We start from the raw sequence: 17,126 nt of genomic DNA, 5'->3' as shown, positions 1-17,126 counted from the left end.
CCCTGTCCGTCACCCTGTTCGTCCGCCACCCCCCGGCCCGGGATCCCTACCCCACCGCGACGGGTCGGCCCAGTGCGACCCTGGTGGTCTCCTCCGGGTACGGCGACAGCCGTACGGCCTCCTCCGGGGTCATCCGGCCCGCCGCCACCTCGCGGCAGAGCTCGGCGACCGCGGCCGTCTCGGCGCGCTGGGCGACGACGAACCCGCGGTCGACCGGGTCTCCGTGGCCGGGCACGACCGTGCCGCCCGCGGGGCCGAGCAGGCCGAGCAGCCCGTCGAGCGCGGCCGGCCACCCGAGGGGAAAGGCGTCCTCGTAGTCGGGCGGCGCGCCGTTCTCGACCAGGTCGCCCGCGAAGACCACCTCGGCGTCCGGCACGTGGACCACGAGGTCGTTGCCGGAGTGCCCGGGGCCGAAGTGGGCCAGGACGACGGCCCTTCCACCGACGGAGAGCTCGGCTCCGCCGGTCACGAGCCGGTCCGGCAGCACGATCTCCGTCCCGGCGATGTCGTCGGCGATCCCGTCCTCTCCCCGCTCGCGGTACCACCGCGCCCAGACGTCCCTGGCCGCCGCGCCGTTCTCCACGAGGTCCGTCCTGCACCCCTCGTGGGCCCAGACGGGGCAGTCCAGGAAGGGCCGTGTGCCGAAGCTGTGGTCGAAGTGCGAGTGGGTGATCACCACCGTCCACGGGTCCCGCGTGATCCGCCGCACCTCGGCGGCGAGCTCCGCGCCCTGCCGCTCGTCGCCCCGGGTGTCGACCACCAGGCAGCCGCCGTCGCCGACGACCAGCCCGACCGACAGGTCCAGCTCGGTGTGACGCCGTACCAGCACCCGGTCGGCCACCTCGATCCATCGTCCTTCCACGGACCGCATTCTTCCCCACGACCCGCCCGGTGTCCTCGCGTCCGCGGCGGAGGCGGGGACACGAGGACACCGGGCGGGCGGAGGCCGGGCAGGCCAGGCCGACGGAGAAGACCGCCACCGGTCCGGCGCCCCCGGCGAACGCCGCGACCACGACCCTCCACGGCGAGTCCGGGCCGGTGCGGTCGTTCACACCGGTTCCTTCACCGTCGCGGGCCGCCCGGTCCAGTCGTCGTTGACGTTCGAGGCGTTCACCGAGGTGCGGCGGGAGGCCAGATAGAGGCCGCCCGCGCCCAGCAGCGCCAGCGCGAAGACGATCGTCACCCCCGAGGCGCCGCCGATGAGGTCGACGCCCTTCCACGCCCCGGCGCCGACCAGGGCCGCGGCGGGGAGCGTCAGCAGCCACGCGGCGGCCATCCGGCCCGCCACGTTCCACCGCACCTCCGCCAGACGCCTGCCCAGTCCCGAACCGATCACCGAACCCGCGCACACGTGCGTCGTGGACAGCGGGAACCCGAAATGGGACGAGGCGAAGATCACCGCGGCCGAGGAGCCCTCGGCCGCGAAGCCCTGCGGCGTCTCGATCTCGGTCAGGCCCTTGCCGAGCGTGCGGATGACCCGCCAGCCGCCGAGGTAGGTGCCCAGCGCGATCGCGGTCGCACTGGCGACGATCACCCACAGGGGCGGTCCGGCGTCCTTGCCGAGCGTGCCGTTGGCGATCAGCGCGAGCGTGATGACGCCCATGGTCTTCTGGGCGTCGTTCGTGCCGTGGGCGAGGGAGACCAGCGAGGCCGACCCGATCTGGCCGAACCGGAAGCCCCGCCCGCGAATCCCGTCGGGGACGTTCCTGGTGGTCACATAGACGAGGTACGTTCCCACGGCCGCGACCAGCATGGCGGCGAGCGGCGCGAGGACCGCGGGGATGAGCACCTTCGACACCAGGCCCGCCCCCTTGACGGCGGAGGGGCCCGCCGCGATCAGCGTGGCCCCGACGACTCCGCCGATCAACGCGTGCGACGAGCTCGACGGGATGCCGAAGTACCAGGTGACGAGGTTCCACGCCAGGCCGCCCACCAGCCCGGCGAAGACCACGGTGAGGGTGATGGCTCCGGCGTCGACGATGCCCTGGGCGATGGTGGCCGCCACGGCGAGGGACAGGAAGGCTCCGGCGAAGTTGAGCACGGCCGACAGGACCACCGCGGCCTTCGGACGTAACGCCCCGGTGGCGATGGACGTCGCCATGGCGTTGGCGGTGTCATGGAACCCGTTGGTGAAGTCGAAGGCGAGCGCGGTGGCCACCACGACTCCCAGCAGTACGGTGTTGGCATCCATGTCAGCTCTATGACCGTGCGGTGGTGAATAACCCTCGGAGTGAGTTCCCATTTGGAGAATTCACTCTTCGGACGGCTCGCCGCCACCGTGTTCCGATCACCGGGGGCCGACGGCCCGCTCCCCGGTGCGGAACCCCTTCGAGTCCCGTGCCGGGGGCCGCGGCGCCCGCCGTTGTCCGGCGGTCCGCGACGCCACACGCGTGGACGCCGCGGACCGCTCCGCGTCAGGCGCGGTTCACGCCGGTCAGGTGCAGTTCACGCTGTAGGAGACGGTGTCGGAGGCCGCGGGATTGGGCGAGAGGATCACCAGGTAGCCGGTCACCGGACCGCTTGACTTGATCGCCCGCCACGAGTCCCACACCGCGGTCTTCGTCAGGGGGCCGCCCGCCGGGAAGTCGATCTTCTCGGTGGGGCTCGAGGTGCCGTTGTCGAACACCCAGGCGTACTCGACGGGCTGCGCCGTCGGGGCGGAGACCGTGATCGTCGCGGTGGCCTTCAGGTCGACCGGGCACGCGCCGGTGTAGGAGGACGGCGTGATCCGGGGGTCCGTCACCGAGACCACGCTGCCGCCGGTGTTCGGAACCGGGGGCTTGCCGTCGCACGTCACGGAGTACTCGGTGGCCTCGGACCTCACCTGCGTGGGACTGAGGACGTCCACGAAGATCCTGCCGGCCTGGCTGCGGGAGGTGTACCAGGTGTGGAGCAGCCGCTGAGCCGAGGAACCGGTGATCCTCACGGTCTCCTGCTGCCAGGAGCCGCCGTCCGCCCACCGCCACCGGTAGGTGAGGTCGAAGGGGAAGGTCATCCCCTTGGGCGCGGTGACCATCGACGCGGCGCTCACCTGGTAGGGGTTCTTGGTCGTGCACTCGCCCCCGCCCGCGCTCCACGTGGTGACGACCGGCTTGGAGACGGTGACGGCCTCGGGTTCCGCGGCCTCGCAGGTGACCGACCAGTCGGCTCCCTCGGACTCGATCCAGGGGCCGTCGGGGAAGCGTACGAGCAGACCGCTCCTGCCGGTCGCGTCCGAGGTCTGCGACCACTCCCGGGTGAGCGTCGCCGTTCCCGAGACGCTCGTCCGCTGCACCGGGGTGACCGGGGACTTCCAGTAGTACTCGACCGTGGCGGGGCCGCCGGTCACGGTGACGGCCGCCGAGGTCTTCACGGTCGCGGGGCAGACGCCGGTGTACGGCTGAGGTGTGGGGGAGAGCACCTTGTCGCCGGTGGCGGTCAGCCCCTGGCACTTGATCGTGAACTCCACGGGCCCCGCCTTCGAGCGGCCGGGCGAGGTGATCCGGATCGACGCGGACCCGCCGGCCAGCTTGGCGGGGTCGGTCACCCTCCAGGTGTGGGAGACGGTCCTGGTCAGGTCTCCGGCGTTCTTGAACTCCCACCTGCCGGGCGTCCTCGTGCCGTCGCCGCGCAGCCACACGTAGGTGACGACGGTCGGCCTGGACGCGGCGACGTCCGCGGTGAAGGTGAAGTCGACCGGGGCGGTGCAGGGACCCTGGAAGGTCGCGGGGGTCACCTTGAGGCCGGTCACCGACGCGGTCGCGGGCGCGGGCGTCGCCGCGCAGGTCACCGAGTACGGAGCCCGGTTCGAGGTGCTCAGCACCCTGCCGTCCCGGTCCAGGATCTCGATCCACCGGCTGCCCGAGGCGCTCGCCAGGAACGTGCGGCTCGAACCGACCGTACGCCGGGGGGAGTCCTTGGCGGAGAACCACAGGTCCTGCCGCGCCTCGACGCCTCCGTCACTGTCCGCCCACCGGTAGGAGACCGCGGCGGGAACCCGGGAGACCTGGACGGTCCCCGAGAAGGTCAGCGTCCTGCCGGGAGCCCTGCAGGGACCCGAGTAGCTGTCGCCGGTCACCCGCGCCGACGCCTTCGGCGCCTGGTGCTGCCCGCCCGACGGGGGCTTCGGGCTGTGGATCTCCTCCGGCCCCTCGCAGGAGACGGAGAAGGCGGCCCGCCGGGTCGTCAGCTTCACGGGGCTGAGCACCTGCACGGCCTGCCAGCCGCGGGTCGAGCGGGTGAAGGTCTGCCGGTCCCTGAGCTTGATCTTCGCGCCCGCCCGGACGGTGGTCACCGGCCCGCTGCTGCCGTCACCGCGCACCCAGCGGTACCTCACCGTCGAGGCGCCCTTGACGGAGACCGTGGCCGAGAACGTCACCGAGGCAGGGCAGGGGCCGGTGTACTTCACGGGGGACGACTGCACTCCCGTCACCCTGACCGTGGGGACTGCCGCCTGCGCGGGGGTGGCGAGCAGGCCCGCCGACAACGAGAAGGCGGCCACCGCTGTCAACGCGGTGCGCCACCGTGACCCCGAGAACATATGTTGCGTCACTCTCTCTGCTTGCACTGTGAGCCCGCACAGCGTGCCAGCGGAGACTTGGGATCGCCTTGTGAACCGCTGAACCCCGCACCACCGACGCCCCCAAGCCCGCGACGCCGCCCCACTGCCCGCCCCGGGACCAGGCCTGTCTCCCCGGTCGGGGACTGGTTGTCGGCTTGGGCGCGTCGGTGTCTGGACTGAGGCCCGGCTTGGGCGCGTCGGTGTCTGGAGTGAGGAACGCAGGAGCGAAGCGACGGAGTGACGAGGGGAAGACGCCGACTCGGGGGCGCCCAAGCCCGCGACGCCACCAGGCGTCGCAATAAACAGGGTTCAGGCCAGGACGCGGCCGACCACGCGGGCGTACATCCGTCCGGGGCTGGGGACGGACGGCGGGTTGAGGAAGCCGGGCAGCATCGGCAGGTCGACGGCGAAGGGCTGCAGGCGCTCGTAGAGGACGTCGGCCCCTGAGGGACGCCGCGCGGGGTCCTTCTCCAGCAGGTCCTGGATCAGGCGGTTCAGCTCGGCGGGGACGCCGGGCACCGCCGGCGGGCGCTCCTTCACCTGGCGTTCGAACACGGCGTACTCGGTGAGACCGGTGAACAGCTGCTTGCCCGTCAGCATCTCGTGGATCACACAGCCCAGGGAGTAGAGGTCGCTGCGGGGACCGGACACGCCGCTCTGGATCTGCTCGGGGGCCATGTAGGCCGGCGTGCCGAGGATCTGCCCGACCCTGGTGAACTGGGTCGAGTCCGCCTCGCGGAGCATGGCGAGGCCGAAGTCCAGGACCTTGACGCTGCCGTCGGGGCAGAGCATCAGGTTGGTCGGCTTGAGGTCGCGGTGGTAGATGCTCAGCGCGTGCGCCGCCGCCAGCACGGCGCAGGCCTGCGCGGCGATCGCGGCGGCCCAGGGCACGGGGAGCGGGCCGTGCTCGCTGAGCAGGTCGGCCACGGTGACTCCCGCGATGAACTGCATCACCTGGAACAGCCGGTGGTCGAAGGTGCCGAAGTCGTAGAGCACGGGCGCTCCCGGGTGCTCCAGCTTGGCCAGGATGCGCGCCTCACGCAGGAAACGCCGCTTCAGCTCCTCGTCGGGGCCGGTGACCAGCCGCAGGAACTTGACGGCGACCCTGCGGTCGAGATGTCTGTCGTGACCTGCGTACACAGCGCCCATGCCGCCCTGGCCGAGAGGGAGGTCGTCGAGCACATACCGGTCGCCGATGACCATCCGGCCCTCCCAAGCCTGGGGAAATCACACTCCTTGGTCGCACGGCCGGAGATGACCGTCAACCAGTCCGTCAAAGCCTAGCCGGATCAAGGTTTCCCCCAGTGCCGTCGTCTCGCGCAACCTGTCCTCCAGCGTGAACAACTCGCGGAAGGCCGTGCCGTAGCGCTGCTGTTCGGCCAGGGGGAGCATCGGCACCCTGGCCCGCCGTACGTCGAGACGGCTGGAGCTGGGGTGGACGCGTGCCGCGTCCGCCGAACGGAGGAACCCGGCCAGGAAGTCCGCGTCGAGCCGCTGGGGGTCCACCCGGTAGAGCGTGAGCTGCGGGCCGAGCGCCGCCCCGCCTCGGGTGATCACCCGGACCGCGCCCATGACGGTGGTCACGACGTCGCCCGGTCTGATCATGACCAGCGCGGGGTCCAGGACGGTCCTGCCGGAGGGGGTGGTTCCCAGGGTCGTGTCGTCGGAGGTCAGCACCGGCAGCGGGCCGGAGTCGACGGACATCCTGGGCGGGGCCTGCAGGATGGTGATCAGCCCCGCCTTGGCCAGCTCGCCCACGGTGGTCGTCGGCAGGTCCTGGCGCTCGGCGAGCAGTTCGAGGGCGGGGGGCGCGTCGGAGAGCCTCGCCGAGGTGTCGCGGAACCGGTCGAGGGCCTCGGTGAAGTCGCGCAGGAAGTCGGGGCCGCCCTGCTGCGGGCGGTGCCGCGCGGGGTTGAGGTCCACCTCGTCGTCGAGCAGGTCGATGATCCGCACGGTACGGCTGTCGCCGGACAGCTCCGCCTCGGGGTCGGCCAGGTAGGCGCGCCAGGCGGGCTCGACGACCGACAGGTCCTCGCTCGCGTCGACGACCAGGAGCTGGGACGGGGGCCGCTCGCCGTCGGGGCGGCGCAGCAGCCACAGGTCGGGGCCGCCGAGGCCCAGCGTCACGACGGCCCGCAGCGCCCCGGCGCGCAGCAGGTTGCCCCTGATCCGCTTGCCGGGGCGGCGGCTCGCCGCCGCGGCCGGCATCAGGATCGCCACCAGGCCGCCAGGCCGGACGCGGGCCAGGCAGTGCTGCACCCAGGCGAGCTCGGACTCCCCGCGCGGCGGCAGGCCGTACTCCCAGCGGGGGTCGCCGGTCAGATCCTCGTAACCCCACGCGCGCTCGTTGAACGGCGGGTCGCAGACCACGGCGTCGGCCAGCTCGCCGGCGAGGCCGTCCTCACGGAGCGAGTCGCCGGCGACGATGCGAGCCTCGGCGCCGCGCAGCAGTACCCGAACGGCGGTGAGCAGGGCGTTCGTCTCGTTGATCTCCTGTCCGAGCGAGCTCTTCGCGTGCAGCAGGAGGGTGCCGACGCCGCAGGCGGGATCGAGGACGGTCTCGCCGTCCTGGCAGACCAGCCGGTGCATCAGCGCGGCCACGTCGTCCCTGGTGACGGAGAGCCTGCGGGAGTGGGCCTCGACGTAGCGCTCGCAGAGGAACTCGAAGGCCCGCAGGGGGCCGCGCTCGGCGGCCAGTTCGGCCACCAGGCGCAGCAGCGCCGTGTCGTCGAGGCGCAGCTCGGGGGAGCCGGGGAGGTCGGCCGTCACCTCGGCCATGCGGGTCAGGGAGCGCCTGCCCCGCTCGCGCCAGATCCCCGGCTCGCGGTGCAGGAACAGCAGGAACGCGCCCACCCTGCCCACCAGGTCGCCCAGGCGCAGGTCGTCGACGGAGGTGCGCAGCCGCTGCCAGACCAGGTCTCCGAGGGAGACCTCGAAGGTCTTGCCGTTGCGGCGCAGCCACGCGGCGACCTCGGGCAGGGAGAAAAGCGGGCTGGAAGTGGTTCCTCCCACCGGCTGGGGGAAGTCATCGTGGCGGCGGCGCCAGTTGCTGACCGCGGCACGGCCGACGGCGGCGAGCCGGGCGATGTCGCCCGCGTTCACCGTGATGTCCTGGCTCTCCTCCATACTGGGCCAGAGTAGTTGACTGTGCCGCAACGGTCTACAACAGCTTTGCTTGTGAAGTGCTTCAACCAATGCTTTACTGCCTTCATGGCACTGAACGAAGCACCGGCACTGCGTTACGCCGCCCGCTCGGATGTCGGCGTCCGCCGCGAGGCGAACGAGGACTCGGGCTACGCGAGTGCACGCCTGCTCGCCATAGCGGACGGCATGGGCGGTCACGCGGGCGGGGAGGTCGCCAGCTCTGTCGCCGTCACGGCCATCGCGGCGCTGGACGAGAACCTTCCGCCGACCGGCGTCGACCTGGTCGCGGCCATCAAGGGTACTGCCAGGGACGTCAACCACAGGTTGCGGGAGATGAGCGAGCACGATCCCACGCTGCGCGGCATGGGCACGACCCTGACCGCCATGCTCTGGGACGGCGCGTCCTTCGCCCTGGCGCACGTCGGCGACTCCCGCGCCTACATGCTGCGCGACGGCGCCCTCTACCAGATCACCCACGACCACACGCTGGTCCAGTCGCTCGTCGACGACGGGCGGATCACTCTGGAGCAGGCGGCGGAGCATCCGCGCCGCTCCATGGTGCTGCGGGTCCTGGAGGGCACCGGCGACGGCGAGCTGGACCTGTCGCTGCGCGAGGCCCATCCGGGAGACCGCTACCTGCTGTGCTCGGACGGCCTGACCGGCGTGGTCGGCCCCGAGACCCTCTTCAACACGCTGACCGACATCGACGACCCCGACGAGGCGGCCAGATGGCTCATCGACCTCGCCAACAGGGGCGGCGGCCCGGACAACATCACCTGCATCGTGGCCGACTTCGGCGCCCATCCCGTCTCGGCGAACCGGTTCGTCGTGGGCGCGGCCGCGGAGCGGAAGCTGACTCCCTGACGAGCCGCCGGGCACGGTGACGGCGGTGACGCGGAGGCGGCCCGCCCGCGCCGCGTCCGCGGCCGTTCGGGGCGCCGGTCTCCCGGCGCCCCGCCGACGGTCTACCAGGTCCTGCCGGTGATGCGCTCGTACGCCTCGATGTAGCGCGCCCTGGTGACCTCCACGATCTCCGCGGGGACCTCGGGCGCGGGCTCCTTCTTGTCCCATCCGCTCCCGGTGGCCCAGTCGCGGACGAACTGCTTGTCGAAGGAGAACTGCGGACGCCCCGGCTCCCAGTCGTCGGCGGGCCAGAACCGCGAGGAGTCGGAGGTGAGCACCTCGTCGCCGAGCGTCAGCGTGCCGTCGGACGCCCGGCCCAGCTCGATCTTCGTGTCGGCGATGATGACGCCGCGCTCACGCGCGAGCTCGGCGCCGCGCCGGTAGATCTCCAGGGTGATCCTGCGCAGTTCGGCGGCGACGTCGGCGCCCTCCTTGGCGACGACGTCCTCGAAGGTGATGAACTCGTCGTGCTGTCCGAGCGGCGCCTTGGTCGTGGGCGTGAAGATCGGCTCGGGGAGCTTGGAGCCGTCGACGAGACCCTCGGGCAGCTCGACTCCGGAGACGGCGCCGGTCGTCTGGTACTCCTTCAGCCCCGACCCCGTGAGATAGCCCCTGGCGATGCACTCGACCTGCACCATGTCCAGCTTCCTGCACCGTACGGCGCGGCCCTCGACCTCGGCGGGCACGTCGGTGGCGGAGATGACGTGGTTGGGCACGACGTCCGCGAGCCGCTCGAACCACCACAACGACAGCTGGGTGAGGATCTTCCCCTTGTCGGGGATGGGGGTCGGCAGGATCACGTCGTAGACCGAGACCCGGTCGGAGGCGACCAGGACGATGTCCCCCCGGTCCTCGTATACGTCGCGGACCTTCCCTGAGTGGAGAAGCTTCACTGTGTGTTCCCTGTCCCCTGTGCTTGCTCGGCCAGGCGGTCGCGTGGGAGCCGCCGGCCGTTGGTTGACACCTACTCGCCTCACCCGGTGACGGGACCGTCCCCCGCGGACGCGGGGCCGACTACGTGATCTCCGTCACCGACGTGCCCGCCGACGGGTCATCCCCGCAGGTGCGGGGCTGATCGGCACCAACAGACTAGTCGTAGGGCCGCAGGGCGTCCCCACGGGCGCGGTTCCTGCGGGTGGCGGCGGGTCCCGCCCCCGGCGTCCCGGCGCCGCTCGCCGCCCCCGCCTCCTGACCGTCCCGGTCCTGCCGCTCAGGCCCTGCGCCTCCGCCGTCCGGGGCCGACCGCTCCGGTCCCGCGTCCAGGCCGCCCCGGTTCGAGTGCTCCGGTGCCGCGTCCTGGCCGCCCCGGCCCGGTCGCGCCGGCGACAGGCGGTCGGCCGCCTGTTCGATGGCCGTGCTCACCCGGTCCGCCAGCAGGCCGACCGCGCCGACCGCCCTGGTCATCGGGTCGTCCTCGGCTCCGCCGAGGGCCTGCGCCCTGCGGTAGGCGGCCTTCACCTCCGCCCACCTGGCCGTCTGCTCGGCCGTCATGACGCCCCGCAGCTCGGCCAGCTTGAGCAGGTTGGCCTCCGCGCCCGAGGTGAGGGTCTGGGCCTCGCCCAGGTAGTGGTCGTCGATCACCGCCTCAAGCTCGGCGTCGTTCATGACCGGGACGACCCTGGCGGCGAGCTTGTTCATGTTCCGGTAGGAGCCCTGGAGCTGGAAGGGGGGCTCGGTCCGCGAGGCGTCCGACTGGGCCGCCGAGGCGATGTAGGCCCTGTTGCTCGCCAGCACCACCCGCTGGATCCGCAGCAGCTTGCGCAGGACCGCGAGGACCTGGTCGAGCTCCGCGGGGGAGTACGGGTGGGAGAGCCGGTCGGCCCTGACGGACGGGTCGCCCTGCGCCAGCCGTACCAGCAGGCGGATGTCGCCCCGGTCCCGGGTGGACAGCGGGGCCAGGACCGGGTTCGAGGTGAGCGCGTTGTCGATGTAGCTCAGCGCGAACAGCTCGTCCTTGCCGGACAGCACCTCGCCGAGGTTCCACACGTCGGCCCGGTTGGCGAGCATGTCGGGGATGCGGAACCGCCTGCCCGACTCGGTGTACGGGTTGCCCGCCATGCAGACCGCGAAGCGTTTGCCGCGCAGGTCGTAGGTGCGGCTGCGGCCCTCCCACACGCCCTCCATCTTGCGCTGGCCGTCGCACAGGGAGATGAACTTCTGCAGCAGCTCGGGCGAGGTGTGCTGGATGTCGTCGAGGTAGAGCAGCACGTTGTTGCCCATCTCCAGGGCGAAGGAGATCTTCTCGACCTCCTGGCGCGACGTGGCGTCCGGGGCGTCGGCGGGGTCGACCGAGGTCACCAGGTGTCCCAGGGCGGGGCCGTTGACCTTCACGAAGATCAGCCCGAGGCGGCTGGCCACGTACTCCATGAGCGTGGTCTTGCCGTAGCCGGGCGGCGAGATGAGCAGCAGCATGCCCATCTGGTCGGTGCGCCTGGCGTCGCCGGTCGCCCCGAGCTGCTTGGCGAGGTTGTCGCCGATGAGCGGCAGGTAGACCTCGTCGAGGAGCTGGTTGCGAACGAAGGCGCTCATGACCTTCGGCCGGTGCTCCTCGAGGCGCAGCCGTGTCCGCTCCGCGGCGACCAGGTCGTTGCGCCGCCTCTGGTAGGCCCGGTAGGCGGGGACGCGCCGGTCGCGGAAGTCCCTCGTCCTGGCGAGGAACTCGTCCAGGCGCAGGTCGAGCCCGCGCCCGGTGATCCTGGGGTGCGCGCCGAGCAGGCCCTCGACCCTGGTCGTCAGGGCCGCGGCGGAGTCGTGCCTGGGCACCTCGCACAGGAGCACGGCCACCGCCTCCGGCAGCTCGGCCGAGGGCTCGAACGCCTTCAGCCACGCCTCGGCGAGCTGGTGGCGTCTGGGGAGGTCGTCCCCGAGCGCCCGCAGTTCACCGTCGAACTCCTCGCGGGAGGCTCCCAGCGCCCGGTCGAAGCGTTCCAGCAACGACCGCGCCCCCGCGCTCGTCACGAAGCCGGGCGGTCCGCCCGCCAGCTCCTCGAAGAGGTACTCCCCGGCGAGGTCGAAGGCGTCCCCGTCAGTGTGGGCGTCGGTGTGGGCGTCGGTGTCGCCGCCGCGCAGGGCGCGCGCGAAGGCCGCGATCGCGGAGCCGAGCGAGGCCTGCGTCTCGGCCACCGCGTCCACCCGGCCGAACAGCGTCCGGGCCCGCGCCAGCGAGACCGCCCTGGTGGTCCACGTCGCGCGGGAGGCCTCGTCCAGCCCGAAGGCCCAGAAGAGCTGGGCGGCGGCCCGCGCGCCCGCGGGATAGCGCAGCAGGCCTGCGCCCGCGCGCAGCCGCAGCAGGGCCCCGAGGATCGCGGCGGCGTCGTGGTCGTGGACGCCCCGCTCGTACCCCTCGTCGTAGCGGGCCTCCGCCGCCCCGCGCACGATCTCCAGCAGGCCGCCCTCGACCGCCGCGGCCTCGTCGAGCGCGTCGAGGGAGGGCGCGGGCTCGCCCGCCGCCGAGACGCCCGACTCCGCGGCGGCCAGGACCGCGGCGGCGAGGTGCTCGCCCCGGTAGACCTCAGCGGACTCGGAGACCAGCGGCTGGTTCCAGAACGGCCTGGTCTCGGCGAAGGACTCCTCGCGCACCGGCGAGCGGTAGTCGGTCCCGGTGACGGCGAACGCCAGCCCGTTCTCGTACGGCACCAGCGTGAGGTCGGCGGCCTGGGTGTTGACCGCGAACCTGTGCCGCCCGAGGCGGATGGTCTGGCCGCCGTCGGCGTACAGGTCGAGCCGGTCGCGCAGGGCACGGCCCGCCTCCTGGCGGGCCGACTTGATCTGGCCCTCGAGCTCCTCCGCCCTGACCTGGTCGCCCAGCGTCCGCAGCTCCCCGGCCACGCCGTGCAGCTTGGCGACCATCGGGTCGGAGCCGAAGTAGGTGTTGACCTCCTCGAGCGATCCGAGTCCCGCGACCCTGCGTCGCACGGCGGCCAGGATGCGCGTCGACGAGTCGGCCAGCCGTTCGGCCCTGCGGGCGCGCTCGTCGAGCAGCGCCTGCCGCCGTGAGGAGAAGGCCTCGTAGACGTCCTCCCGTTTGGCGGCCAGGCGCGCGAGGAAGTCGTCGAACTCGGCGAAGCGCGACTCCAGGCCCTCCAGCTGGAGCATCAGCCTGCCGAGCTGCTCGTCGCACCGCTCCGGGGTGCCCGAGAGCGCGAGCGCCCCGGTGATCGCCTGCCCCAGCAGTGTGAACTCGGCGGCGAAGGCCGCGCGCCCCTCGGTGGCCAGCAGTTCCCCGCGCCGCGCCTCCAGTGTGGCGCGGGCGCGGTTGACGCCGCCGAGCACCTCGCCGATCCGCTCCAGGATCGAGGTCCGCACGGTCGCGTCGGCGATGTCGAGCGTGCCGACCACCTCGATCACGACCTCGAGGGCCTGGGCCTGCTCCGTCAGCCGTTCGCCGACCGGGACGGCCTCCGCGACCGTCGCGATGGCCGAGGCGTCGCCGACGAGCCGCTCCACCTCCTCGTGGTATCCGGCGAAGGCGTCCTCGCCACCCAGGAAGTCGGCCGCCCGCCTGGCGACGGAGTCGAGTTCCGAGCCCAGTTCCGCGCCCAGGCCGTCGATCGCGCCGGTGTCCACGTAGCGCAGCTCGCGCAGGGTCACCAGGCGTCCCTGCGCCCGTCTCAGCTCCGACAGCAGGCTCACCCACTCCTGGGCGGAGCGGGGGGCCTGGCCGCGTGCCCGCCGTACCAGGGAGGTGATCTCCTCGGCGGCGGACTCCAGGGCGGAGGCGGCCTGTCCGGTCAGTGCCTGGACCTTCTCGAACTCGTCCAGGACCTGTTCCGCGGTCGCGCGCACCTCGGAGAGGGGGCCGCGCAGGTCGTGCTCGCCCAGCCAGTGGTAGTGGTCGAAGACCCTGGCGCAGGCCGCGATCAGCGCCTCGAAGACCGGGATCGAGGGCGCCATCTCGTCGATCATCCTGGCCACGGACAGACAGTCGGAGATCCCGCGCACCAGCTCCGCGTTGCCGATCCGCTCCAGCGGTCCGGTCCCCGCGGGCTGGGCGGCGGCGTGGACGTCCGACAGGTACGGCGTCTGCCAGACCTGCATCGGGTGGACCCGGGTCGGCTCGTCCGAGGTCGCCCTGAAGACGACCAGCGTGCCGTCGTCGAACAGGGAGTACCCGTGACAGGAGAGCGGGGTCGAGACCTCCTTGCGGATCATGTTGTACGGCAGCAGCAGCGACCGCCCCTCGGCGGGCGCGTGGAAGACGTAGAGCACGTCCTCGCCGTTGGCCGAGCGGATGACGCGTTCGAACTCCAGTCCCGAGACGTCGGTGTCGAAGGTCTTGCCGACCCCGGTCGCCAGGTGGTAGCCGCCGGGGAAGACGATCCCCTGGTCCTCGGGCAGGCGCAGGCAGGCCTGCCCGATGGCGTCGAGGCGGGTCACGTCCCTGGTCCGGGTGTTGAAGACCAGGTGCCGCCACTCGGTCTCGTTGTACGGCCGGATACGCAGCAGGATCAGCGGCCCGATCCTGGCGTGCTGCACGTCGGCGTCCGCGAGGCTCTGCAGCGCCTCGGCGACCGGCTCGCGGTAGACGCCCTCGCCGGTCTCGGTGTTGTTCTCGACCTTGACGGTGAGGTCGCCGCCGACGGTCTCGACGAACACCTCGCCCTGGATCGAGATGTGCGGGTGGCGGCCGAGCACGTGGTCGTCGCGCGTGGTCGGGGTCCACTCGAAGTCGTGCGACGGCGGGTGCACGTGGTCGCGCTCGCCCCGGTCGTCGACGTAGGCGAGCCCGCCGTCCAGGCCGACCTGCCAGCGCAGCACCCGGATGTCCTGCGGGCCCGTCCTGAAGACGGCCAGCAGCTTGTCCTCCACCCGGCGGAGCCTGACGAGGCGGCTCTCCCGGTAGTACCGGTAGAGCTCGGCGAAGTCCCGCTCGAAGCGGGGGTCGCGGAACATCGGCGCAGGGTCGAACCTGAACGCCTCGCCCGTCCCGCCGTCCTGCCCGCCCCGCACGAACGTGTGCGTCGAGAAGACGTCGTCGACGGAGGTCTCCGGCCTCAGCCCGACGAACACGTTGTAGCCGAACAGCAGCAGCCCCCGCCCGCCGCCTCCCGCGTCGGAGGTCCCGCCGAGCGCGACGACGTCGCAGGGCACGCAGTTGTTCTCCGTACGGATCCGCTCGGTGCCGATCAGGCGCAGCTCGGTCCCGCCGAAGACCTCCAGGCGTCGCGCGTTGAGCGTCTCGGTTCGCCGGGCCAGCTCGGCCGCCTGCTCGCCCAGCCGGGCGCGGAGCACCTCGTAGGTGCCCGCCTCGATGCCGGCGTGGCCGTCCACGGCGACGCCGGGGCCGCCCGGGCCGCCGGGGGCGGCCTGGGCGGTCTCCACGGTGCTTTCCGTCACCGGCGCCGTCACTTCTCGCCGGCGTCGAGCGAGCCGACCGGGACCTGCGTCGAGGTTTCAGCGAAAGACACCGTGGAGGGCAGGGTGGCGGGAGGCACGGTGCCGGTCGCGGGCACCGCCACGCCGCCTGCCACCGTGGTCGCGGGCTGCGCCGCGCCGACCAGCTCACGCAGCCTGTCCGCGTCGGGGCCGCCCGAGTTGATCATCTTCACCAGCAGCGCGGACAGGGACAGGTTCCGCACGTCGGCGGTGTCGATCGAGCCGAGCACCCTGGCCAGGTCGGCGGGCAGGCTCTGCGAGCCGTCCAGGTACGGCCCGGCCAGCGTCTGGGCCACCTCGGAGTGCTTGACGAAGCCGTCCACGCTCTTGCCCATGGTGATCGAGCCCATCAACCGGTCGAAGAACACGCTGTCGCCGCCCACGATGTCGATGCTGGCCTTCGACAGGCCCGCGGACAGCACGGCCGCCTGGGACTCGGCGACCTTCAGCTGCGCGTTGACCCCCGCGAGGCGGACCTCCTTGTCGGCCTCCAGACGCAGGCGGTACTCCTCGTGGGCGCGGGTCGCGTCGTCCAGCGCGGCCATGGCCGCGGCCTTCTGGGTGAGACCCTCCGCCTCGGCCTTGAGCTTCTCGCCGACCGCGGTCGCGGCGGCCAGGGCCATGGCCTGCTCGCCGTCCGCCTCGGCCTTGAGCCTCTCGCGCACCGCGGTGGCCGCCGCGTGGGCCTTCGCCTGGTCGCCCTCGGCGACCGCCAGCGCCTTCTCCCGCTCGACCGCGGCCTCGGCGCGGCCGACCTTCTCGATCGCCGCCGCGTCCCGCTCGCGGACCTGCACCTCGGCCAGGCCGACCGCGGCCGCCTCGGCCTGGACGCCCTCGGCCAGGCGGATCTTGGCGCGGGCGTCGAGCTCGGCGGCCTGCTGCCGCGACTCGGCCAGCACCAGCGCCTCGCGCGCCTTGTGCCTGGACGCGGCCTCGGCCGCCTCCGCGGCCTTGATGTCCTTGACGAGGTTCTCCTGCGCCTCGGCCTCGGCCTGGATGATCACGGCCTGGCGGGTCCGCTCGGCCTCCTCGACCACCCGCAGGCGCTTGATGTTCTCCTCCTGCTCGGCGACGGTCTTCTCGACCGCGATCCGCTCCCTGATCACCTCGGCGATGGAGCGCTTCTCGCCCTCCACCTCCTTGTCCTTGGAGATGCGCGACAGCTCGGTCTCGCGCTCGCGGGAGATGACCTCCAGCAGGCGGTCCTTCTCGATCCGCTCGGTCTCGATGGCCAGGACGCGCTCGCGGTTCTTGGCCGCCACGGCGATCTCGCGGGCCTGGTTCTCCTGCTGGATGCCGAGCTGCTCGTCGGTGCGCATCGCGGCCGCCTGGGCCTTGAGCCGCTCCTCGGACCTGACCCGGGAGATCTCCGCCTCCTCGCGGGCGCGCATGGTCTCGACCTCGCGCTTCTGCTTGATCTCCGCGTCGGCCTGACGGCGCTCCAGCTCGAGGATGGCCTCCCGTGCGTCGACGTTCTGGCGGGTGATCTCCTTCTCCTCGCGCCGCTGGAACTCGTTGGTCCGCACGTGCTCGATCGCGGTCAGCTCAGTGATCTTGCGGATGCCCTGGGCGTCGAGGATGTTCGCGGGGTCGAGCTTGGTCAGCGGGGTCTGCTCCAGGTAGTCGATCGCCGCGTCCTCCAGGCTGTAGCCGTTCAGGTCGGTGCCGATGACCTGGACGATCTGGTCGCGGAAGTGGTCGCGCTGGGTGTAGAGGTCGATGAAGTCGAGCTGCTTGCCGACCGTCTTCAGCGCCTCGGAGAACTTGGCGTTGAACAGCTCCTGCAGCGTCTCCTGGTGGCTGGCCCTCGCGGTGCCGATGGCCTGGGCGACCTTCACCACGTCCTCGACGGTCTTGTTGACCCGGACGAAGAAGGTGATCCGGATGTCGGCCCTGATGTTGTCCCGGCAGATCAGCCCCTCGTTGCCGGACCGCTCGATCTCGATGGTCTTCACCGAGATGTCCATGACCTCGGACCTGTGGAACACCGGCAGCACGATCGCCCCGGTGAAGGTGACGTCCACCTTGTTGATTTTGGAGACGATGAGCGCCTTGCCCTGTTCGACCTTGTTGAACAGGCGGCTGGCCATGAAGACCAGACCGATGACGACGAGGAGGACGACGGCGAGCAGAACGCCGAGCCCGGTGGATATGACGTCCATGT

At 72.0% G+C, this 17,126-nt stretch carries 9 protein-coding genes; 1 reads left to right on the top strand and 8 read right to left on the bottom strand.

From position 1 onward, the window contains the following. Positions 1-46: 46 nt before the first annotated feature. The 5 genes from PKF00_RS07870 to PKF00_RS07850 form a co-directional block, all read right to left on the bottom strand. Positions 47-871, bottom strand: a complete 825-nt coding sequence (locus PKF00_RS07870; RefSeq protein ID WP_271216709.1) for an MBL fold metallo-hydrolase — start codon at positions 869-871, stop codon at positions 47-49. A 177-nt stretch (positions 872-1,048) separates the two neighbouring features. Continuing rightward, on the bottom strand, positions 1,049-2,191 hold the full coding sequence (locus tag PKF00_RS07865; RefSeq protein ID WP_271216708.1) for an inorganic phosphate transporter: 1,143 nt from the start codon (positions 2,189-2,191) through the stop codon (positions 1,049-1,051). Between the two features lie 243 nt (positions 2,192-2,434). Then, entirely contained in the window at positions 2,435-4,489 is a 2,055-nt protein-coding gene (locus tag PKF00_RS07860) for a hypothetical protein (protein WP_271216707.1), read from the bottom strand. A 360-nt stretch (positions 4,490-4,849) separates the two neighbouring features. Continuing rightward, positions 4,850-5,743 carry a serine/threonine-protein kinase gene (locus PKF00_RS07855; protein WP_271216706.1) on the bottom strand — a complete coding sequence of 298 codons (894 nt, stop codon included), beginning with the start codon at positions 5,741-5,743 and terminating at the stop codon, positions 4,850-4,852. 24 nt (positions 5,744-5,767) lie between these two features. After that, positions 5,768-7,666, bottom strand: coding sequence for an N-6 DNA methylase (locus tag PKF00_RS07850; protein WP_271216705.1), 1,899 nt, complete (start codon positions 7,664-7,666; stop codon positions 5,768-5,770). A gap of 84 nt (positions 7,667-7,750) precedes the next feature. On the opposite strand from PKF00_RS07850, the gene PKF00_RS07845 reads away from it, so the two are divergent. Then, positions 7,751-8,548, top strand: a complete 798-nt coding sequence (locus PKF00_RS07845; protein ID WP_271216704.1) for a PP2C family protein-serine/threonine phosphatase — start codon at positions 7,751-7,753, stop codon at positions 8,546-8,548. 101 nt (positions 8,549-8,649) lie between these two features. Here PKF00_RS07845 and PKF00_RS07840 read toward each other — a convergent pair whose 3' ends face one another. The 3 genes from PKF00_RS07840 to PKF00_RS07830 form a co-directional block, all read right to left on the bottom strand. After that, complete coding sequence (locus tag PKF00_RS07840) at positions 8,650-9,480, bottom strand: phosphoribosylaminoimidazolesuccinocarboxamide synthase (RefSeq protein ID WP_271216703.1); 831 nt, start codon at positions 9,478-9,480, stop codon at positions 8,650-8,652. 196 nt (positions 9,481-9,676) lie between these two features. Next, positions 9,677-14,923, bottom strand: a complete 5,247-nt coding sequence (locus PKF00_RS07835) for a DNA repair ATPase (protein WP_425582261.1) — start codon at positions 14,921-14,923, stop codon at positions 9,677-9,679. An 8-nt stretch (positions 14,924-14,931) separates the two neighbouring features. Further along, positions 14,932-17,124, bottom strand: a complete 2,193-nt coding sequence (locus tag PKF00_RS07830) for a flotillin family protein (RefSeq protein ID WP_271216702.1) — start codon at positions 17,122-17,124, stop codon at positions 14,932-14,934. Between the last annotated feature and the right edge of the window lie 2 nt (positions 17,125-17,126).

Origin of the sequence: Streptosporangium carneum (assembly GCF_027922005.1) — a bacterium.
GTDB classification, from domain to species: domain Bacteria; phylum Actinomycetota; class Actinomycetes; order Streptosporangiales; family Streptosporangiaceae; genus Streptosporangium; species Streptosporangium carneum.
The sequence above is the reverse complement of the archived record's forward strand: the minus strand, read 5'-3'. Positions and strand labels throughout refer to the sequence as shown.